Source organism: Grimontia sp. AD028, assembly GCF_000973155.1.
Classification (GTDB): domain Bacteria; phylum Pseudomonadota; class Gammaproteobacteria; order Enterobacterales; family Vibrionaceae; genus Enterovibrio; species Enterovibrio indicus.
In genome coordinates this window covers 1-21,541 of the sequence record NZ_LASY01000019.1, presented here as the reverse complement: position 1 = coordinate 21,541, position 21,541 = coordinate 1, and the positions used below count along the sequence as shown (strand labels likewise).

Annotated in this window: 20 protein-coding genes; 11 read left to right on the top strand and 9 right to left on the bottom strand. The window is 47.3% G+C overall.

Features of this window, described 5'->3' with window-relative positions; translation table 11 throughout:
* Positions 1-172 precede the first annotated feature (172 nt).
* The gene (locus tag RN22_RS04925) at positions 173-1,567 is read left to right on the top strand and encodes a glycoside hydrolase family 1 protein (protein ID WP_046303382.1); all 1,395 of its coding nucleotides are present in this window, start codon (positions 173-175) and stop codon (positions 1,565-1,567) included.
* Positions 1,568-1,637: 70 nt separating this feature from the next.
* Here RN22_RS04925 and RN22_RS04920 read toward each other — a convergent pair whose 3' ends face one another.
* The 5 genes from RN22_RS04920 to hutW form a co-directional block, all read right to left on the bottom strand.
* Complete coding sequence (locus RN22_RS04920) at positions 1,638-3,461, bottom strand: ABC transporter ATP-binding protein (protein WP_369700088.1); 1,824 nt, start codon at positions 3,459-3,461, stop codon at positions 1,638-1,640.
* Between the two features lie 95 nt (positions 3,462-3,556).
* Positions 3,557-5,749: a TonB-dependent hemoglobin/transferrin/lactoferrin family receptor gene (locus tag RN22_RS04915; RefSeq protein ID WP_046303349.1), complete on the bottom strand. Its 2,193-nt coding sequence runs from the start codon at positions 5,747-5,749 to the stop codon at positions 3,557-3,559.
* A 142-nt stretch (positions 5,750-5,891) separates the two neighbouring features.
* On the bottom strand, positions 5,892-6,425 hold the full coding sequence (hutZ, locus tag RN22_RS04910) for a heme utilization protein HutZ (RefSeq protein ID WP_046303348.1): 534 nt from the start codon (positions 6,423-6,425) through the stop codon (positions 5,892-5,894).
* The gene (gene hutX / locus RN22_RS04905; RefSeq protein ID WP_046303347.1) at positions 6,422-6,946 is read right to left on the bottom strand and encodes a heme utilization cystosolic carrier protein HutX; all 525 of its coding nucleotides are present in this window, start codon (positions 6,944-6,946) and stop codon (positions 6,422-6,424) included. Before hutX ends, hutZ begins: the two co-directional genes overlap by 4 nt.
* A 13-nt stretch (positions 6,947-6,959) precedes the next feature.
* Positions 6,960-8,351 (bottom strand): heme anaerobic degradation radical SAM methyltransferase ChuW/HutW, encoded by a 1,392-nt coding sequence (gene hutW / locus RN22_RS04900; RefSeq protein ID WP_046303346.1) that lies wholly within the window; start codon positions 8,349-8,351, stop codon positions 6,960-6,962.
* 285 nt (positions 8,352-8,636) lie between these two features.
* Between hutW and RN22_RS04895 the strand changes: the two genes are divergently transcribed.
* The 7 genes from RN22_RS04895 to RN22_RS04865 all read left to right on the top strand — a co-directional run bounded on the left by RN22_RS04895 (position 8,637) and on the right by RN22_RS04865 (position 14,214).
* Positions 8,637-9,290, top strand: a complete 654-nt coding sequence (locus RN22_RS04895; RefSeq protein ID WP_231590848.1) for an energy transducer TonB — start codon at positions 8,637-8,639, stop codon at positions 9,288-9,290.
* A gap of 2 nt (positions 9,291-9,292) precedes the next feature.
* On the top strand, positions 9,293-10,009 hold the full coding sequence (locus RN22_RS04890) for a MotA/TolQ/ExbB proton channel family protein (RefSeq protein WP_046303344.1): 717 nt from the start codon (positions 9,293-9,295) through the stop codon (positions 10,007-10,009).
* Complete coding sequence (locus RN22_RS04885; RefSeq protein WP_046303343.1) at positions 10,006-10,422, top strand: biopolymer transporter ExbD; 417 nt, start codon at positions 10,006-10,008, stop codon at positions 10,420-10,422. The genes RN22_RS04890 and RN22_RS04885 overlap by 4 nt, the downstream gene beginning before the upstream one ends.
* The gene (locus tag RN22_RS04880; protein ID WP_046303342.1) at positions 10,419-11,273 is read left to right on the top strand and encodes a hemin ABC transporter substrate-binding protein; all 855 of its coding nucleotides are present in this window, start codon (positions 10,419-10,421) and stop codon (positions 11,271-11,273) included. The genes RN22_RS04885 and RN22_RS04880 overlap by 4 nt, the downstream gene beginning before the upstream one ends.
* 9 nt (positions 11,274-11,282) lie before the next feature.
* Entirely contained in the window at positions 11,283-12,326 is a 1,044-nt protein-coding gene (locus tag RN22_RS04875; protein WP_046303341.1) for an iron ABC transporter permease, read from the top strand.
* Entirely contained in the window at positions 12,326-13,090 is a 765-nt protein-coding gene (locus RN22_RS04870; RefSeq protein WP_046303340.1) for a heme ABC transporter ATP-binding protein, read from the top strand. Before RN22_RS04875 ends, RN22_RS04870 begins: the two co-directional genes overlap by 1 nt.
* A 95-nt stretch (positions 13,091-13,185) precedes the next feature.
* The gene (locus RN22_RS04865) at positions 13,186-14,214 is read left to right on the top strand and encodes a Gfo/Idh/MocA family oxidoreductase (protein WP_046303339.1); all 1,029 of its coding nucleotides are present in this window, start codon (positions 13,186-13,188) and stop codon (positions 14,212-14,214) included.
* A 232-nt stretch (positions 14,215-14,446) separates the two neighbouring features.
* Here RN22_RS04865 and chrA read toward each other — a convergent pair whose 3' ends face one another.
* Positions 14,447-15,595: a chromate efflux transporter gene (gene chrA / locus RN22_RS04860; RefSeq protein ID WP_046303338.1), complete on the bottom strand. Its 1,149-nt coding sequence runs from the start codon at positions 15,593-15,595 to the stop codon at positions 14,447-14,449.
* A 638-nt stretch (positions 15,596-16,233) separates the two neighbouring features.
* On the opposite strand from chrA, the gene RN22_RS04855 reads away from it, so the two are divergent.
* Entirely contained in the window at positions 16,234-17,130 is an 897-nt protein-coding gene (locus tag RN22_RS04855) for a LysR family transcriptional regulator (RefSeq protein WP_046303337.1), read from the top strand.
* A gap of 61 nt (positions 17,131-17,191) precedes the next feature.
* Here RN22_RS04855 and RN22_RS04850 read toward each other — a convergent pair whose 3' ends face one another.
* Complete coding sequence (locus tag RN22_RS04850) at positions 17,192-18,304, bottom strand: 1-acyl-sn-glycerol-3-phosphate acyltransferase (RefSeq protein ID WP_046303336.1); 1,113 nt, start codon at positions 18,302-18,304, stop codon at positions 17,192-17,194.
* A gap of 232 nt (positions 18,305-18,536) precedes the next feature.
* Between RN22_RS04850 and RN22_RS04845 the strand changes: the two genes are divergently transcribed.
* The gene (locus RN22_RS04845) at positions 18,537-19,187 is read left to right on the top strand and encodes a hypothetical protein (RefSeq protein WP_046303335.1); all 651 of its coding nucleotides are present in this window, start codon (positions 18,537-18,539) and stop codon (positions 19,185-19,187) included.
* Here the strand turns inward: RN22_RS04845 and RN22_RS04840 are convergent.
* Entirely contained in the window at positions 19,180-19,644 is a 465-nt protein-coding gene (locus tag RN22_RS04840) for a hypothetical protein (RefSeq protein ID WP_046303334.1), read from the bottom strand. The two genes, RN22_RS04845 and RN22_RS04840, sit on opposite strands and share 8 nt — an antisense overlap.
* Positions 19,645-19,751: 107 nt before the next feature.
* Positions 19,752-20,285, bottom strand: coding sequence for a nicotinate-nicotinamide nucleotide adenylyltransferase (locus tag RN22_RS04835; RefSeq protein ID WP_046303333.1), 534 nt, complete (start codon positions 20,283-20,285; stop codon positions 19,752-19,754).
* Between the two features lie 266 nt (positions 20,286-20,551).
* Here RN22_RS04835 and nadE point away from each other — a divergent pair, with 266 nt between their 5' ends.
* Positions 20,552-21,388, top strand: coding sequence for an ammonia-dependent NAD(+) synthetase (nadE, locus tag RN22_RS04830; RefSeq protein WP_046303332.1), 837 nt, complete (start codon positions 20,552-20,554; stop codon positions 21,386-21,388).
* The last annotated feature ends 153 nt before the right edge of the window (positions 21,389-21,541 follow it).

Genomic DNA, 21,541 nt, shown 5'->3' with positions numbered 1-21,541 from the left:
CAAATACCTTCCTCTTTTCACTTTTTGACACTTTAAACAGACAATTTGTGGATTCATGTTATTCAAATGAGGAATCGATTTAGGTTCAAAAACTCTCTTTTTCCATCCCATAGAGTTATCCATACTGATGCCTGTCCACACTATCGTTGAAACCGTGAAATCAGAGGTTCACATGACGTTATTTCCGAAAGATTTTCTATGGGGCGGCGCCATTGCGGCCAACCAGGTTGAAGGATCTTATGCTATCGAAGGCAAAGGCCTTTCGACGTCCGACATGCTCCCCTCTGGGAGTCTAAGCCCGCACCAAACCCGCCAAGAACGCACGCCGGGTATTAAAGATGTGGCCATAGATTTCTATAACAGATACCCAGAGGACATTGCCCTGTTCAATGAAATGGGCTTCAACTGCCTGCGTCTTTCCATTGCCTGGACCCGTATTTTCCCGAACGGTGATGAGGAATCACCTAACGAGGCTGGCCTCGCCTATTACGACCGTATTTTCGATGAATTGGCTACACACAATATCCAGCCTTTTGTGACGCTCTCACATTATGAAATGCCTTACGCTCTGGTAGAAAACTATGGAGGCTGGGCAGACCGACAACTGATCGGCTTCTTTGAGCGGTATGTCAGTACCGTTTTCGAACGGTATAAGGACAAAGTTAAGCTCTGGCTGACATTCAATGAAATCAATATGTCGCTACATGCGCCTTTTACCGGCGTTGGGCTTCAGGAAGATGCCAGCGAGCAGGAAATCTATCAGGCGATTCACCATCAGTTGGTGGCTAACGCAAAAGCGGTGAAGCTCTGCCATAAGATTATTCCAGACGCTAAGATCGGTAACATGCTGTTGGGAGCTATCAATTACCCATTTACTTGCAACCCAGACGACGTCATCGCTGCCATGCATGAGAATAACAAATGGCTGTTCTTTGGTGATGTCCAGACGCGCGGCAAATACCCGGGCTACATGCTTCGTTACTTCAGAGAAAATGGTATCGAAATCGCAATGGAAGATGGCGATCTGAACGTGATCGCCAGTGCTTCAGTTGATTTTATCTCATTCAGTTATTACGCCAGCGGCTGTGCGAGTGCTGATCCTAAACAAAAAGAAGTCGGCAATATCGTCGCCAGTGTGCCAAACCCTTATCTGGAGAAGAGCCAATGGGGCTGGCTCATCGACCCGAAAGGCCTACGTATTCTGCTGAATTTCCTCTATGACCGTTACCAGAAGCCTCTGTTCATCGTTGAAAATGGGCTAGGCGCAATCGATGAATTGGATGAAAACGGTGAGATTCAGGATGACTACCGCATTGCTTACCTTAATGACCATTTAGTTCAGGCCAGTGAAGCCATGTTAGACGGTGTGGAGTTAATGGGATTCACAACGTGGGGACCGATTGATCTCGTCGCGAATTCCACCGCGGAAATGCGCAAACGTTATGGTTTCATTTATGTCGACCGACATGACGATTTCAGTGGCTCTCTCGAACGAAAACGCAAGAAGAGCTTCTTCTGGTATCAAGACGTGATTAAAACCCAAGGCGCTTCGCTGACAGTGAAATAATCCGTACCACCGCTCCAGAAAGTAAAAAGCCCTGCTGATGCAGGGCTTTCGTCTAAGGCGTTGTTTGTAATTAGCCAACTTGAAGGTTGCCATACAGGGTTTGATAGACCCCCTCTTCTTGCACCAGTTCGCTATGGTTACCGCTTTGCGCGACCTTGCCATCTTCCAGTACATAAATCAGGTCAGCTTGTTTCACTGCAGACAAACGGTGCGCCACAATCAGTGTGGTTCTACCTTGCAGGAAGTTATTCAGCGCCTCGTGCAACGCTGCTTCTGTTGCAGTATCCAGCGCTGAGGTCGCTTCGTCCAAAATCACCAGCTTAGGATTGGTCAGAATCATACGGGCAATTGCTAAGCGCTGACGCTGTCCTCCAGAAAGCTTGAGGCCTTGTCGACCCAGCTGGGATTCCAATCCGTTATCCAGCTTATCGACAACATCACTTAACTGAGCAATTTCCAGCGATTGCCACAGCTGATCGTCGGAGAAATCGGTTCGTCCCAATGTCAGGTTTTCACGCAATGTATCGTTAAAGATCATCGGCTGCTGCAAGACCACAGCCGTATGCTGTCGAAGCGTCTCGTAGCCAATCTCTTCGACGGGTTTGCCATCAATCAGGATTTCACCGTCAGACTTGCGATAAAGCCCCAGCAGAAGTTGAATCAGTGTGGATTTACCGCCACCCGATGCGCCAACCAGCGCCACACGCTTGCCTTGTGGGATATTAAGAGAAAGACCATTCAACACCGTTTTCTCACTGTCATAGCTGAAAGTTAGATCACGACATTCCACACCAAAGGTGTCTTTGTCTTCCAGCGGATCTTTCTCGGATGCGTTACGTGGCTCTTCATCCAGTGCAAGCAGACCGTTCAAACGTTTCATTGCTGCAGAAGCGCTGAACCAAGCGTATTGAATACCCAGCAGTTCTTGAATCGGGCTGAGCATAAACCACAGATAACCAAACACTGCAAAGATCTGGCCAATAGTCAGGTCGCTGAACAGTACCATCAGCATCGCCGCCGCACGAAACAGCTCAAAACCGATCAGGAACATGAGGAAGGAAACACGCCCCGCCGCTTCTGACTGCCAGGCGTACTTATCAGCATCGTGGCGAATGGCTTCAGCATCTGTCTTCAGAACATCAAGGTAAGCGCGTTCACGGTTAGCAGCACGAAGCTGATAGATGCCATCCAGCGTTTCTACCAGACGTTGCTGGAACCGCTCAAAAGATTGGTTTTCAGCCTTTTTGAGGTGCTTAACGCGTTGGCCCATTTTGCGTGAGAGGTAAATCACCAGCGGGTTAACCAGCAATATGAATAAGCCAAGCGCCCAGTCGAGCCACAGTAGGATAATTGCCGTACCAAATACTGTCAGTACACCCACCACAAAGCGGCTCAAACTGTTGCCAAGGAAAGAGTCGATAGTCTCGATGTCCGTCACCAGATGAGAACTCACGCCGCCGCTGCCACGCTCTTCGTATTCTTTCATACTGATGCGGCCAAGCTTATCGAGGAGCTGCTGACGGATATGGCAAGTGATGGATTTGGACACCAGCGTGAACTGGCGGCTTTGCCAGATATTCAGCGCCTGACTGACAATCCTCATCACAATCACCAGTATCAGCACCATGACGATATAACTGGCTGGTTGCTGCAGTGACTCAGGCAAAATCTGATTGAAGAAATTCACCCCACCGGCAGGTTTGTTTAGCAGCACCTCGTCGACCATTAGCGGCATAAACAGGGGAATTGGCACGCTGATGAGCGTCGCACAGATAGCGATAAGGTTGGCGGTAATCAGGCGTTTCTTGTGCTTTTTCGCCTGCTCAATCAACCAACGTGTCGAAATGGTTGTTAGCGTACTGCTAGTCACTGTATCTCCAGAATTCTTTGTCATTTTTATTATCATGTACCTTCTGAGCATAACTCAGGCTAGAACCGAAAACACCCCAGAGAAATCCGGGGTGTTTATCTTCAGAAGTTATTCTGCGGTTAGAACACGTATTCGGCTTCTATACCCCAGTTACGTCCTGGTTGCGTGCGACGATCAAGTCCTTCTGTGGATGATTCCGCACCAATCAGGTCGTTGTAGTCCCAATATTTCTTATCTAAGGCGTTAAACAGACCGGCACGCAGCGTCAGATCTGTCACCGGGCGGTAGAACGCTGTCACATCTGTTACAGCGTAACCTGGCGCACCCACGTTTTCAGTGCCGTTTGAGTTACTCCAATCAGAGCCGGATTTACCCGCAACAGCTTTCACTGACAACTTACCACCGTAAGTGTTTTCAACGTCGGCATAGCCCAGCGCAAAGTAACCAGAAAGTGGAGCGACAGTATCCAGCGCTTCACCGTTTTCTTTGTCTTCACCTTGGGTGTAAGCCACGCTCATATCACTGTATAGACCTGTTGGGGCGCCCAACAGCACATCCAATGCCAGATGTGTTTTCAGCTCAGCACCATAGATTTCAGCTTTGCTGATGTTCTCTTTGGTCCAAAGCTCTTTACCCTGACCGTTGTCATCTGCCAATTTGTGCGTTTCGATAAAGTTCTTATAGTCGTTGTAATAGACCGAGAACTCAATGCGACCGAAGTCCTGAGTGAAGCGCAGACCAGTTTCATAACCAATGCTCTCTTCCGGCTTCAGGTTAGGGTTTGCCTCGAACACAGCTCCTCTAGCAGCGTCAGTTTCGTAGAAGTAGTACAAATCCTGAAGCGTTGGCGCTTTGTAACCTTGGCTGATGTTACCGAAGCTGCTCAGGCTTTCGGTCCAGTGATAAACCGCACCCAGTTTCGCCGTTAACGCGTCACTTTTGGACTTTGGATTATCCTCTGAAGCTTGTTTTGGCTCTGCAGTAAACTTGTCGTAACGAAGACCCGCATTTACTACCAGTCGTTCTTCCAGGAAGAAAGCTTGATCCTGTACAAAGATGCCCCATTTCACTGACTCTGCGTTTGGCACTTCACCGGTTTTATCTACTGACGTACCCGCTTTGTAACCCTCTAGGTAATAATCGCGGTAATCCAGATCAAACTCGTTAGTGATGTAATTCACGCCATAGCTGATTTCGTGGAAGCTGCTCTCAAGTTCAATGGCCTTGTCGAACTGGGCATCAAACTGGGCGCTCTTATCTACACCGTTACGCATGCGCTGACGGTATCCATGTCCAAATGACGTTGGCGGCTGCGGGGTTTCATCAAAGGTGTTGTGATTACTTTCACTTTCCAGCGCGGTCACTTGCCATTTCAAGTGGTCAAACGCGGCGTTGTTCGCTTGCCATTCGTGCTCGAAGGTTACGCGCTTGCGTTTGTCCTCATCACTGGCACTGTTACGCGTGTATACGAAGCCTGGCATGATTTCATAGCCTTCGTTAGATAGCACCAGGCCATCTGCTTCTCGGTTATAAATCTCACCCGTCAAGCCAATTCGATGCGCATCATTCAACTGATAGAAAGCTTTCAGCAAAAGGTTGTCTGAGTTGATATCAAATGGGTCAGCCTGTCCACGTTCGCGGCCTTCAATATCAGCGCCACTGCCGTGGGTCGCTGTTTCGTGACCATCACGATGTGTAAAAATCAGCAAGGTTTCCAGATCGCCAGTACGGTTTGCCAGAGTTGCAGTCGCTTTGTAGCTCTCATCAGCACTGTAATAACCGCCTTTCACGCTGGCATAGGTGTCATCACCCTCAGCGACCAGAAGGTCGCCCGGGTTCTTGGTGCGGATGATCACAGCACCGGCCAGTGCATCACTGCCGTATAGGCTGGAGGCAGGACCTTTGCTTATCTCAACACGCTGCAAGGTGTCGGTCTCAACGGTGTTGTTGTATTTGCGCATCACATCTGCGCCCGGGTTGAACGATGAAGGTTGTTCAACACCATCCACCATGGTTTTTACGTAGTTATCGCTCAAACCACGAATATTAAAGCCTGAGTTTCCGAAACGACCCGTGCCCGGCATCGACACACCCGGCTCATTCGCAATCGCCTGCTCAAGATCTTGAGCAAGGTTCTCTTCGATTGTTTCGCTGTTCACTACATCAACAGAAGCGGCTACATCACTGATGTTTTGCTCGCTTCGGGTTGCAGAGACAACCACTTCGTCAAAAGTATAAACGTCTTGGGCTGAAGCACTGCCCGCACAGAGAAGGCCGACTAAAATCGCCAGCTTGTTTTTCTTGATAGTCATAATTTCCACTCTTTAAAGCGCCTGAGAAATCCCAATCAGTTTTCTTCAGGCAAAAGAAACCTACTCACACTGGTTTCCGTGCGATTTTTATAGTTATGGGAGGTGATATCAGGCCCTCAGAATGAGGGCCTGATAAAAGAGATTAAGCGTTCTCTTCTTTCATCTTCTTCACGTGACCTTCATTCAGGTGGATCACGGAAAGCATGTCTTCGCCCGACACATCAAATGCCTGACCGAAGCCTTTCACGTAACGGCCGATGACTGGATTCAAACGGTAGAGATTGAAATCGCCGAGTTGGCTGAGGTTGTCGATCATCTCGCCCAGACGATCACGCATCACTTGAATTGCTGTGGTCCAGACCTCTGAATCACGCTCAATCAGTTCTGCATTGGTGTCAAACGAAAGGCGGCGACGCGCAAAGATCGAGCGCGCCTCGCTTTCGTCTTCGATCATCATGATAGAGACGGCTTTGCAGTGCTTGAGGTTTTGACCATGGGTAGCAAGATCTGAAACCAGAATGTAGTAACCCATTTCAGAGAAAGCGAAAGGCGCATAGCTGGTATGTGGCTTACCTTCTTTGTCTACAGTGCCCAATTGAAGCGTGTTGCGAGAATCACGAAACTCCTGAATTTCTGGGCCTAGACGGTTTTGTAGACGTTCTGCTTTGTCACTCATTTTGCCAACTCCTGCTTCATGGCGTTAAACAGTTCAATTTGTTCTGGGAATAGCTGACGCTTTTTGTCACGGCCAAGGTAAATCTTAAATACACAGTGACCAGTGTTGTCGAAGAAACCAATATAGTGGCTCTCAGTACCACGGAATGGCTTGCTGACAAATGCAATATCAGACACTAAATCCAAACGAAGATGGCCGTGTAACTGACCTTCACGTCCCATTAGGTTGTAGTAACCGTGTGCAACTTTTCCTTTCGGAAATGGCGCTTTAAATTCAAAGACAGAACCACCAGAATGTACGATGGTGGTGACCTTACCCCATGCTGGCATTGCTTCCAGAATGGTCTGCGCAATTTCACCCTTCACGTGGGAAATCATACTTTCTGGGAGTGCCAGCGTAATTTCACCTTCCGTCAATTTCAGTGAGTCCACCATGTTTGATACTGGTGTGTGCTCATCCTGGGCCAGATATTCAGCCACGCGCTGTTTGGTTTCTTCCGTCACGATGATCGCTTGTTGCATCGTTTAACTACTCCTAAGCTGCGACATTTGCCGCTTTTCTTTGCACTTTCTGCGCTGTTTGATTTTGTAATACTTCAATCAGGATTTGGGCCAGTGTGACCGCCCAGAACTGTCCGGCGAGAGTCAGCGAGAGATAACTTCTGCCATTTTCATTCTTTTCAAGATAGACCAGACCGTTTTCCTGCCACGCTTCGAACAAGGGAGACAGCGCTTCAAACGAGCCTTGCCCAGCCACTGAATCCAACTTGTGTTGAGCCAGCACACCGGCATCAAATCCGCTTTTCACTTCAGCAGACACACCTCTATTGGCAGGTGCTAGCGTCATCATGGTGACAGGGTAACGCAAATTGTTAATCGCTGAGATGTAGGTATCCATATCGCGGGTTTGCATCATCTGACAGCCATTGACATTGCCACCAGCCCCGGCTCCTAAAGGCATGATCTCCGCAGTTGTTTTCGCTAACGAGTTGTAAATACTGCGTTCACGGTTGTCTGAAGACCAGTGGTTAACGCTGAGACGTTTCTGATGGTGCTTCGCCATGAAGTTCACGCCCATCTCAAACATACTGGCCTTCATTTGTGTATCTGCCGGATACGGCAATTTGCCCTGCTCAACCAATTTTGCCATTGGCAAGCCCTGCATTTCGATAAGCTGATACAGGTCGACACCATGAGCACCGGACTCAAGATAGTCATTCAAGTCCTGCTGCCAGATATCCAGAGTTTGGTGAGGCAAGCCATAAAGCAAATCCAGAACAATCGGTGCCGCATTGTATTTGGCCAATTGCTGGATTTTGTCCAACACAACTTCACGGTCATCAAGCCGCTTCGCACTGCGACGGACCTGAGTGTTGAAGCTCTGAACGCCGAACGAGAAGCGGTTAACGCCCCCTTCCAGTGCCGCTTCAAATTTGTCCAATCCAAAACGGTTGATACGACCTTCGAGTGTGATTTCGCAGTCCGGTGTCAGCGGAAATTGGCTGCGGATATCAGAGACGATCATTCGGATTTGTTCGCCACTGAGATCGGTTGGGGTTCCCCCGCCAATGTATACCGCTTGGAACGGCGCTGACTGACTCCAGACTTGCGAGGCTTTCCATCGAATTTCTGCGCGCAGTGCTTCAACGTAACCTTCGATCAATGACTTGCTGGATGCGTATTGGAAGAAGTTGCAGTAGGTACAACGCACGCGACAAAACGGAATGTGAATGTACAGGCAGCGTGGTGCATGCGCCGATGACGCTGGGATTGCATGTGCTTTTTCAAGCGTGGTTTGGATATCTTCAGAATTAACTGAACGCATCATGCCACCGGCATGCGCACTCTTCTTGCGTTGAAAAGCAAAACGAAGTGGATCAGGTGTTCTTAGCCCGACCAATTCCGGATTGTGAAGATCAACATTCATCTCATTTTGCAACCTTTAACATTAACAGCGTCAAACTGCGAGCTGTTTCCTAGTGATTTCAATCATATTCATAAAAGATAATAATGCAACTGATAATTGATCTCATTTGCATTTCGTGCATAATGCACCTAATCACTTATTAAAATCAGTTCTTCAGGAGTACGTGTGAACACTCGACGGTACGTAGTTTGTGGTGTCGTTTCAGTTGCACTGCACAGTTTGGCGATTTGGGCTCAACCGCCCTCGCCTCAATTCACAGTTAACGATGCCAATACGGGTAACCGTGTGGCTATCCAGCTCATTGCGTCGACGAAACAGGTACAAAAAGCGCCCGAGCCCGAGCCCGCTCCTGTCGAAGATCCTCCACAGCAAGAAACGACAAAACCAGAACCTAAACCGGTTAAATCTCCTTCAGTAAAAAAGGAGCCACCAAAAAAGGCAGAAGTCCAACCTCAGAAAAAAGAGAAACCAGAGGTCAACCCGCCAAAAGAAACCAAGAAAAAACCACTTGAGAAGGTGACGAAGAAGGAACGCAAAGAAGAGAAAACCAAGCCTCTTCCGCCGAAAAAACCAATAGAAAAACCAGAGGAAAAACCGGAAGAAATTGCTGAAAAGAAGAGTGAAGAAAGTCAAATGACTCAGGCAAAATCATCTTCTCCTATGTTGGTCGAAAGGCCCACATTTAAAGTCCGCCCTTCCCAACCTAAGTACCCGAGAATGGCAAAACGTAAAGGGATGGAAGGCACAGTGCTTATAGAAGTCTGGCTGGACGAAGAAGGCCATCAAACCCATCGCTCCCTACTAAAAAGTTCCGGGTTTGAATTGCTTGATGGCGCTGCAATGGATGCAGTGGAAAAGTGGCGCTTCAACGGCCACGAAGAAAACGGTGTCGCCCTGGCGCACAGAGTAAGAATTCCTGTTCGTTTTAATTTGGATTAATCATGTTCGACTTACAATTTTTCACGTCAATCCACGCTCAACTGGGCATCATGACCTGGCCTTTGACACTGCTTTCCGCACTCATGTTGATGCTCATTTTTGAGCGTATCGTTTTCGTTGTCATGAACACAAAAACGGGCAGCAAACCTTTGCAAAAAGAGATCTACTCACTTTCGCTGACCAATGACAAACAACTAGAAACGTATGTAGAACGTCATCAGCAGGATAAAAGCACCCTATCCCAAGGGATCTGCATGCTGATCAATCATCGTCATTTCACTAAATCTTTGCGTGAAGAAGCTGTTTCTATCTGGCTTCAAAAGAAACGCCGTCAATTCACTGCAGGTCTCAAATTGCTGAACATTATTGGCGTGTTGAGTCCTTTGATCGGTCTGCTGGGAACCGTTGTCGGCCTGATAGAAATGTTTAAAGGACTTTCTGCCACACAAGGTGGTATTTCACCTGCAGAATTGGCCGATGGCTTGGGATTGGCGATGTCTACAACGGCAGCGGGTTTGCTGATTGCCCTACCTGCTATTGCTTCATCACAAGTTTTTGCACTGTGGGCAGATCGCACACTGGCAAAAATTGAATACGTGCTGAACCACTTCAATTTGCATCTCGCCGGTGTGTCATTCGATGAAAGCGCGGATTGTCCGAAGCATTGCAAACCTTGCGCTGGCTCTGGCTCAGAGTCACCGAGGGAAAGCGCCGCATGATCCGCTCTCAACCAGAAAGTGAATCAACATCATTCACTCCGGATCTCACGCCGTTGCTCGACATTATTTTTATCGTGATGGTGTTTTTGCTGCTTACGGCAAACATCCAAATTAAAACCATGGATATCGCGATTCCCCAAACCAATGATTCAGAAGTTCTGGAATCTCCAAACCGTGAAGTTATCGCCATCAACGTGTTGAGCGGTTCACCTTCGTGGGCACTTCAAGGTGAACCTCTTAACGACTGGGAATCCTTTACGGCACAGCTTCTGGAAGCCATTCAGCAAGCCCCTGATAAACCGGTGGTGATCGCTGCGGACAAACAAGCCAATGTGGAAAGCATGCTTAAAGTCCTCGCCTTCATGCAAAACAACAATATCAACGCCACCAATATTGTGATGGAAGAACAATGAAAAAGAATTTCAAACTTGGCGCTGCTGCGCTGCTTTTTACTGGCTTATTTACTTCACCGGCGTTCGCCCAGGATGCAAGAATCATCAGCGCCGGCTCAACCGTTACTGAACTTTTGTTTGCACTAGGCGCAGAAAAAGAAGTGGTTGCAGTAGATTTAACCAGCCGTCATTACCTTGATGGCAGAGAGATTCCCGTACTGGGCTATCATCGCCAGTTATCAGCCGAAGGCCTATTAGCACTAAGCCCTACCCATCTCGTGGGCTCGCCAGAGATGGGGCCGGAAAGCACGTTGAAGCTATTGAAATCGGCAAATGTCGATGTTCAAAAGCTGCCAACAGGGACCTCCATTGAAGACTTTAATCAGCGCGTGGATTCAGTCGCGTCGATTACCGGCACAGAAGACAAAGGCGCTGAAATTAAAGCGGATGTCGCTGATAAAATAGGAAAGTTGAACGCCTCAGCACCTGAGAAACGCCCTTCAGTGATGTTCATGATGATGTCTGATGGCCGCCCAATGACCGTCGCGGGTGATGAAACCACGGTGAACACAGTGATCAAGTTGGCTGGCGGAATGAACCCTGCGGCAAAAGAAACCACCAGCTACAAGCCGCTGTCTACCGAGTCGATCGTAGAGATGCAGCCTGAATACATTCTGGTATCAGAACGCACCCTTTCGCAGGTTGGCGGCATTGAAGGTATGGTGAAGCAGCAGCCTTTGTTAAGTGCAACACCAGCATTCAAGAACGACAACATAATCCCTATTTCTGGCTACGCAATTCTTGGTGGCTTTGGGTTGGCGAGCCTAGATCTCGCTACCGACCTTAACAAACGCATTGTGGCTGGTGAGTAGTACGTTTCCATGAATGATTTGCTGACTCGCCGCGTTTCAGCGCGGTGGATGATGATCGTATCTTCGATCTTGTTGTACATCACTGTCGTAAGCTCAATTACTTTGGGGCCGATGAATATCGGTTTCTTCGACAGTTTGAAAGCACTACTTCCCGTTCAATCTGACCTTCCTGACTATGTCTCTGTGATCATTCAGGAAGTCCGTTTACCACGTACTCTTCTGGCCATTGCTGTAGGCGGAATCCTTGCGATGTGCGGTACCGTCATGCAGGGGCTTTTCAGAAACCCTCTGGCAGATCCCGGTATTATTGGGGTGTCTGCCGGTGCTTCACTTGGAGCAGCCATTGCGATTGTTCTATTTGGTGGCGTGATTACCCATACGGCATTTCTGGTGCTGGGCACGGTGCCGGTATTTGCTTTTCTGGGTGGTGCGCTGACGACCTTCGCAATCTATTACATGGGCACCAGTAGTAACGGCACTTCAGTCACCATTATGTTACTCGCTGGCGTAGCACTTGGCGCGATTGCAGGCGCCGGCATGGGGCTTCTAAACTATTTTGCTGACGACCAAGAGCTTCGCGACCTTTCTCTGTGGACGATGGGCTCTTTAGCCGGCGCTTCGTGGGATGCGATTGGGTTGGCTTTTGTTTCATTAGCCTCATTGGGCATCCTGTTCCAACGCTACGCAAAACCTTTGAATGCCTTGCTGCTGGGTGAAGCTGAAGCCCGTCATCTCGGCATTAACGTCCAATCGCTCAAGCGCAATCTGATCCTTCTCACAGCTGCAGGCGTTGGCGTGACAGTTGCCCTTTCCGGCATGATTGGTTTTATCGGCCTTGTTGTTCCCCATATTGGACGCATGCTAACTGGCCCGGATCACCGCACTCTCATTCCGGTTTCAGCGATTTTAGGTGGTTTGGTACTGCTGGCATCAGACATGATCGCTCGCACCATTGTTGCACCACTTGAAATCCCGGTAGGCATTATCACAGCGGCTCTAGGGGCGCCTTTCTTCCTGGCATTGCTGCTTAAACAAAAAGGTCGTTTGGCATAATGGGTATTGATATTCGACAAGCGTCGCTCACGCTGGGTAACAAGGTTCTACTGGATAACTTCAGCACGTCTTTCAAATTGGGTGAGCTAACTATTATTCTTGGACCAAACGGAACCGGTAAAAGTAGCCTGCTTAAACTGATTAGCCGCGAATGGCCATGTAATGGCGAACTTCGCTTCTATGGAAAATCCGCGAAAGATTGGAAACCTGAACACCTCGCCGCATCGATGGGGATACTCCCGCAGTCCAGTAGCCTGACGTTTGCTTTCACCGCTCGGGAAGTAGTTGAATTGGGCGGGCTGGCGTTGAGTGCATCCCAAGCCGAACTCGCTGAGATCGCATCTGAGAATATGGCAAAGACCGATGTACTTCATCTTGCTGACAGGCTTTACCCAAGCCTTTCCGGGGGCGAGAAGCAGCGCGTACACCTCGCCCGCGTGCTAACACAAATAGCAAAATCTCCAAGAGACACCATATTGATGCTGGATGAACCAACGAGTGCGCTGGATATTGGCCACCAACACAAGACTTTAAGCTTGGCGAAAGAGATGGCACAAGCCAGATCGGCGGTGATCGCCGTGATCCATGATCTCAACCTTGCTGCACAGTATGCAGACCGTATCTTAATATTAAATAAAGGAAAAATAGCGGCAGATGGCATCCCAACAGATGTGCTGACGCCTGAAATAATCGAGGAAGTCTACGGCTGGCCCGTCTCTGTTATGCCTCATCCAACGGGTGATTATCCTGTTGTACTGGCTTGACGTTAGCAAACTCTGTAAGCGGCCCTCTGATGAGGGCTTTTTTATATATGCTCACGTATACTAGCGCTAAACGAACACAAAACAAGGAACGACAAATGATTCGTACTGGCATCGTAGGATTTGGCTTTGCTGCCCAGACTTTCCACCTTCCTTTTCTCTCTATTCATCCAGATTTCGAACCTGTCGCGGTTGTTTCTTCAAATCATGATTTAGTGGCAGAGAAGCTCCCCTCCGCGGCGTACTACTCAAACATTGAAGAAATGCTTCGTGATGCAGAGTTGGATTTGGTCATTATCACCACACCAAACCACACGCACTTCGATCTTGCCAAACAATCACTCGAAGCGGATTGCCACGTGTTGCTCGAAAAACCTTTCGTGGTAAACAGCGGTCAAGGCTTGGAGCTAATCAAAATCGCCAATGCTCGCGGTAAAATCCTTTGTCCTTACCAAAACCGACGCTGGGATGGTGACTTCCTTACAGTAAAAGCGTTGATTGAATCTGATGAACTAGGACAGGTTCGTGTTTTCGAATCGAACTTCGACCGTTTCCGTCCTGAGGTTCGCCAACGCTGGCGTGAACAGGCAGGAGAAGGATCGGGCATTCTTTATGACTTGGGTTCACATCTAGTAGACCAATCGCTTCACTTGTTCGGCTCCCCCTTAGCGGTCTCCGCTCATTGCAAAGCGATGCGTCCACAGTCTCAAGCTACCGACTACTTCAAGATGACGCTGCATTACGCAGATAAAGAAGTGGTGTTGAATTCCAGTCCATACCGTTCAGGCAAAGGGTCTCGCTTTGTCGTACAAGGAGACAAAGCCACGTTCTCGTGCGCCGGTTTGGATATTCAGGAACAACAACTACGTGACGGCGTCACGGTAACAAATTCAGAATTTGGCCGCCAGCAACATATTGGAAAGCTAGAAATTGGTGACAACGTCACTGAAAAGGATATCGAATTGGAACACGGTTGCTACTCCGAGCTCTTTGCCAGCCTTGCATCCGCCATTTTGAATGGCACTACACCACCAATCGACCCTTATGACGCGGTAAAAGGCATTTACGCGTTAGAACTTGCCCAACATGCCTCAGAAGCAGGAAAGACTGAGCGGTGGGAGTTTTAGGGTTCTACCAAAGCGCCGAGAAGCTTCGGCGCTTTTATATCTTTCCTGAGAGTCCTTCTGTCTTTATCCCCTTCCCAAAAAATCCACTCAAATTCATAAAGTAACACCATTCCCAAACTGTCAATCAACATGCAAAGTTAATTAGTTATAGTGCGTTGAGCTGGGTGGATTATTCCCTCAAAAACAAAAAAGCCCGCATTTTCGGGCTCAATAATGAGTGACCAATTTAGTGTTACATCATGCTCTTCGCAATGGCGTAAACCAGCATACCTGCAAGCAGCCAGAATACTGACAAGTTAAACTTACGCAGAGCCGCAAAGCCAACAATGACTGCCACGACATCAGAAACACCATGCACGGCCGACATCCAAACTGGCTGGTAAAATGCAGCAACCAGAAGACCTACCACTGCCGCATTAATCAGTATCACAGAACCTGCAAACTTATGGTGGTTCATCACAGCCTGCCAAACAGGAATGGCAGCAAACAATAGCAATGCCCCGGGAAGGAATATTGCAATGGTTGCTACTGCGCTACCTAGGATTGGATTGATCCCTTCCATTGAAGCACCAATGTAGCTCGCAATAGTAAACATCGGCCCCGGAACCAACTGTGCTGCTGCGTAACCTTCAACCAAAGCATCACTAGAAACCGAGTCGCCAATCAAAGGTTGCAACAGTGGAAGCACAACGTGACCACCACCGAATACAAAGCTACCTGCTTGATAGAAGTGATTAAACAGGCTGATAACCGGTGCACTGCTCAGAGCAGGAAGTACTAATAACGCAGCAAACACGCCGAAAAGAATGGCTGTTTGCTTAATACCTGTTGGCTCTTTGGCTTCAGTCGCTACTTCTGGCTTACGAATAAACAACCAACCAAGAATACCAGCGATAAGTATTGGCATCAGTTGAGCTACGAGGCCTGTCTGCCAAAGGATCCAGCCAGCAGAAGCCACGCAAACAACAAATGTGACAGCGTCACTGATGAACTTTCGTGCCATCGTCCAAATAGCATCAGCTACTACTACGACTGCCAGCAGCTTTGCAGCAGAGATAAGTAATGCCAACGCTGAAGACTCCCCTAGGCTCGCGCTATACATAGCCGCTGCCGTCAATAAGGCAAAAGATGGGAAGGTAAAGCCAATAAAAGCGGCAATTGCCCCAATGTAGCCCGCACGATGATAGCCAATAAACATCCCTAGCTGACTGCTTGCAGGCCCAGGTAAGAACTGACATAGGCTTAACGCCATCGAAAACTTTTCTTCTTCAATCCACTTACGTTTTTCAACAAACTCTCTTTGAAAATAGCCAATATGAGCGACAGGACCACCAAAGCTCATGCATCCCAGCACAAAGAAACGAAACAGTACTTCTAACATCCGAAAACAAACCTCCTTAATGAACCAGGCCATTGATGAGTTTCACATCAAATACCTGAATTTCTCCCGCAATTTTAAATCTCATGCCCCATGAATAGAAACAATTCTTATCAATCCTTCATATCGATTTGATTAATTTTCTATTTAGTCATGTTCACCATCTATTCAAAGTAACGACAAAAGATCCTCTCGATCTGTAGGTTTACAACAAATGTATGTTAGCGCTCACTTACATGGGTTCGCATTGTTTCCATTTGAAAACAAAGCATGTAAGACATTGTTATAAAGAGCCTTATTGAAATCAAAACCAAGAGTTTGGCTATCAACTCAATTTCGTAAATCCCTTTCAGAACGCGATCTGGAATCTGATTTGGGCAGATTGAGCACTAGAGTGCGGATCATTGAACACAATCCTTACGCAGCATCTTCTAGCCTTTTGGTTGAATGAATCTTTGATGACAACAGCGCAGAAAAATGTTTTTCATGCCTCTCCTTTCCCAATTGAAGGAATGTTGGCAGAGACCTACTAACTTCAAATTTAAATAAAGGAGTTTTACTTCTTTGTGACAACGTCACTCAATGAATTTGAAAGAGATGTGATACGCTATCCTCCTCTCGATAACTAACGAAAATTCCATATGTTAGATAACCTTCAGCAAATGGTGGTCCTGGCGACTGTGGCGCATGAACAGCACTTCACCCGTGCTGCCGAGTACCTTGGTATTTCCAAGTCTCAAGTCAGTAAGCAAATTCGCTATCTAGAAGAACGATTAGGTGTTCAGCTGGTTCAAAGAAATACCCGCTCTGTTGCCCTAACCGAAGCCGGCGAACAATATGCAGCCTTCGGGCGCCAGATTGTCGAGACCATGCAAGACGCTGAAGCCATGGTTGCTGGTTTTAGAAATGAGGTTTCTGGAAGATTAAAGGTTGGTGTCGCTCAGTCTTTTGGTAATGCTCAAATCACGAAATTGCTCTCAGCATTTCAAGCACAGTTTCCTGCCCTCGAGTTGGAAGTACATTTGTTCGATCACCGCCCGAACTTGGTAGAGGATGGATTTGATTGTTGGTTAGCGATTCATGAAGCACCGCCGGAAGGCATGGTTGCCAGGAAGCTTGGTGATTGCCAATTTAAGCTCGTTGCCTCTCCCTCTTATCTCGAAGCACATGGTTCACCAAAGCATCCCTCTGATCTTCGCGAGCACAATTGCATCACTTACCAAAGCGTTCAACGCACCTATGATCAGTGGTCATTTCAACGAGATGGTAGCGAGCAATCAGTAACTGTCAGAGGCTCTTACCGTATCAACAATGCCCCAGCGGTTTTGGAAGCGACCAAATCAGGTGTAGGTATCGCTTATATCGCTACTTATCTATTAGATAGTGAAATTGAAAACGGCGAATTAAAGGTATTAATGAAGGATTGGAAGCCGACAATGAAGCTGCCTGTTTATGCGGTCTATCCCCGCCGAGAATACCTGGCACCTAAGGTCAGACACTTTGTAGACTTCCTTTCGGAAAATATTCGGGTCGTTTAAGCTGATAAAGAAAAAGGGGATGTGACAATGTCACATCCCCTTTTCGTTCAATAAATCAACGTTATGCGTCAGCTTTTTTATCGGTCGGCATGGCGTACATTGCCTTAACAATCTGAGCTACACCTTCAGGCAATGACGAAAGCTTGCTATCAAACTGGGCGCGGTCACTATCGGTGATTGAGCTGTGCTCTTTGCCCGCAGCAATGTAGTTTGCTGGGAACAAGTGATAGTTTTGATAAATCTGTCGATCAATTTCTGCAGCCAGCGCTTCAGGTGAATCGAACTCGTTACCAATCACGTCACCAAACGCGACATGGATTCTGCGTTTCTGGCCAACAATACCCTGAACGATGCTTTCGATATCTTCAAACTCACCTTTTTCATATCCACCTTCTTGCTGCTTACGGTAAAGCTCGTTCGCTTTTGCTGCATCACATGGATCGTTTTCGTAAGAGATAGTCACCGGAACAATACGCAGCGAAGCCACATAATCAGCGAATTCAATTTTCTGGCGACGCCCTTCCATGAAGAACATTTTCAAAATCGCAGGATCAGTTTTATCGTTGCCGTCTTTTGCACGACCTTCTCTCTGAGCAATCCAGATAGACTGCTTCTCATCCAAAGAGGCTTTGATGTAAGCAGATAACTGACCCAACGCCTTCATCATTTCTCTTGGGCCTTTCGCAGAGCGCTTAACGATGAAACTCTTATTCAGTTTCATCAGTTCAGTTGCGCAAGGCTTTTTAAGCAGGTTGTCACCAATGGCGATGCGAACCGTATCAAACTGATTCTCATGCAGACACCAGTTGACCATCGCTGGGTCCATCGCAATATCGCGGTGATTAGAAACAAACAAATAGCTGTTGTTAGGATCCAATTTGCCCAAACCACTTGTCGTCAAACCTTCTGACGTACTTTTAATCATTGAGTCCATGTATGTAGCGATATGGAGCTGAACGTCGCGAACAGTTTTGATTTTGTTCCACTTGGAATGTAGGTATCGCTTCAAGATTGGTTTAAGGAGCCAACCTGCTATGCCAGAAAACTGTGGAAAGCGGTACTTTAAAATGGCTGAGATGAATTCTTCATCTTCGATCAGACGATCAATCGCACCAGGCACTTCATCGTCATTGTATGGACGAATTTCTAAGAAAGGATCGTTAGTTTGTTGCACGTGATTCTACTTGCTCCGATAAAAACCGCGCCATTTTACGCGGATATAGGATTTCGAACATTGTTTTAATCAGCATTATACAGAGGTTGGAGGTCTTACCTCATTTCCCTTGCTAATGATTGTAACAATGCGGAGGATTTTTGGACAACAGAGCACGACTAAACCCTCTCTTTGCTTGATCTCATTTTGAAAACCCAACACTATGTGCGCCTCGCAATGAGAGAAAGTTAACATGAAGCAAGCCATAGAATATTTTTACCAAAAAGCTGACTACCTAAATGTCGGCCCTCGAAAAAAACAGCCTCAGTCTTCCTATATTTTGGTTCACCAAGGTTTAGTTCTAATCCGCCTTGGCAAAGTAGAACTCCCGGTTTGTAAGGGTCAAGGCTTCTGGCTACCTTCCGGTTGCCTGAGTGCGGTCACCGTATTACAAAACTCCGTGATTTCTTCGTTTGATTTCTCTGTTCGATCCACAGTATCAATGCCTAATTCAGCCGGTTACGTTTTGCCATCTTTGTTGGTAGCGGGTATTGCGGAGCAATTGGGAAAAACAGTCGAGAGTAGCTGGGATGGTGCACATGGCAGGTTGCTCCGCTGTGCTCGCGATTACTTCTCTTCTGTCACGCCGGATGACAAGTATGATACCAAGACCTTGCAGTTAGCAGATGCCATAGCCCGCCTTGATGGCAGCGAGCGACTCAAGCGTAGTGAAGTTTTGGAATGTACGGGCTTTAGTGAAGATCAGATTGCGCTGCAACTGAAAGTCAGAGACTGCGTAAAGAAAATGAAGTCGGGCCAGAAACTGACAAACATTGCCCAGCAAGCATCAATGCCTGAAAAGGAACTGATGCTGCTGATAGAAAGAACGGTTGGTGCTATTTAATTGGCACCTGCATTTGCAGTAGAAACTCGGTATTGGTGTCTTCATGCCATCGCATATCCAACCGATACCGGGTATCGCTGTTATTAGATTCGGTGGTAAAACTGAAGTTCAGACCGTGGTTTAAAATCCAATCTTCCATTCCAATCTCAGTAAAGCTTTGCTTTTGGTACTCTTCCGGTTTCCAAACACCAAATCCGTAGTACGAGGCTCCAGTTTGTGTGGAAAGGAAGTGTGGTATGTCCCAGTCATGCTTCCAGCTGTCCCAGATAGTTGGTATTACCTGATCTTCCACCTGCCATTCAATCACGCTGCGATTTTGCGATTGTGAAAAGTTGATGGATTCAACGACATCTACATCGTCTATGGCATTGCCGGATTCAATAAAAGCAGCAGAAACAAATGACGGCGTAACAATAAAAGCAGCCGCCATCAATTTTGGTATCAATATAGAAATCATGAGTATGCATCTTCCCTTGCTCTATCGTGCGCCTCCAAATTGCCTATCGCGTCGGGATTTCGCTCAAGGCTATATCAAAAAATCTGCGCCGATAAAGTCATTGTTTCTTATAACTGGCTGAAGTCTTCAGACCTCAATTTGTTAGCCAGTACTGGCGTAGTCAAGTCATCAATGGATTCCCCTGCCAGCAATCGCTCCCTGATCGTCGTACTCCTGACGGGTAGACTCTCAGGACAAGCAAGTACGTTCCATCTTTGCAAAATGTCTGCCGATTTGTGGAACTTGGAGAAGTTTAAAAGATTATCAGGCCCAAGTACGAAGGTGAGATCAGAATTGGGATGTTGCTGCTGAATATGGTTAAGCAAAGCCCAAGTAGTCACAGATTCTTCTGCGTATAAGATTTCTTCTTCTCGGTAAAGCGTTAAATTTTCACAGTTTGAGTCATCAATGAAATCACTGACCCATTCACAGCGCTTAGAAAAATCTGCCATTTGTTTACCCCAAGCATGAGCATAACTTGGCACTAATAAAACGCGGTCGAAATGACTCAATCGCTGGACGACGCTGAGGTGCCCCAAACTAGGTGGGTTAAATGCGCTGCCAAAGATGGCAATGTTTTGCCGTAATTCCGTTTTACTCATTTCTTCTTGTATTGTTCTGCATCCATTTTCTATTGATAACCGATTCAATCAGCCCCCTTCAATCTATTTGCAGCGAAATCGAGATTGGATGAACAAGAAACCATCAGCCGAGCCTGTTTTTGCATCATTTTGGTGAGAAGAACACATGACTCACGCCCTAAAACGGGGAAATCTTCGCTAAGAGAAGTTTGAGATAAGAATGATCATGATTTTGCGCGTAGGATGTTGCAGAATAAACGAAACATGTCACAAGGGTCTGTCTTGAAATGGAACAAGCTATCCGCGAAGAAATGCGAGTATTGCCAACAATCGATGCTGAATTTGAAATTCAGCGTCGTATCACCTTCATCAAAAACCGTTTGAAAGCCTCTGGCACAAAATCTTTGGTTTTGGGCATCAGTGGCGGCGTCGACTCTTCCACATGTGGTCGTCTAGCGCAATTAACCGTTGAACAACTGAATGAAGAAACAGGTTCATCTGATTATCAGTTCATTGCTGTGCGTTTACCTTACGGTGTTCAGAAGGATGAAGATGAAGCCCAGTTGGCACTAAGCTTTATCCAACCAACACACTCTGTCAGCGTGAACATTAAAGATGGTGTTGATGGCTTGCATGCTTCAACACTGACCGCGCTGGACGGCACCGGTTTGATTCCAACAGACAATGCCAAGGTCGATTTCGTCAAGGGTAATGTAAAAGCACGTGCTCGTATGGTCGCACAGTACGAAATCGCAGGCATGGTTGGCGGCTTGGTGCTAGGTACCGACCATTCCGCCGAAAACATCACCGGCTTCTACACAAAATTTGGTGACGGTGCATGCGATTTGGCGCCACTGTTTGGTTTGAGCAAGCGTCAGGTCCGCCAACTTGCTGCGCACATGGGTGCACCTGAACTTCTTGTTGTGAAAACCCCTACAGCAGACCTCGAAGAGCTGTCACCACAGAAAGCAGATGAAGATGCACTTCAACTGACTTACGACGAAATTGATGATTTTCTGGAAGGCAAAGCTGTTGAAGATCGCGTGAAAGATCGTTTGGTGGCTATCTACAATGCCACACAGCACAAACGCCAGCCAATCCCGACTATTTACGACGACGAATAAACTCGTCCTTAACAATACAAAAGCGCTCTTGATGAGCGCTTTTTGTTTGTCTGCGGTATCTGATACCAATCGTAGTAAATATCTGCTCATCCTAGCTTGTTAAAATGCTCGATAACTGCGTTGGGAAATTTGACTGTAGAATAACTACTTATC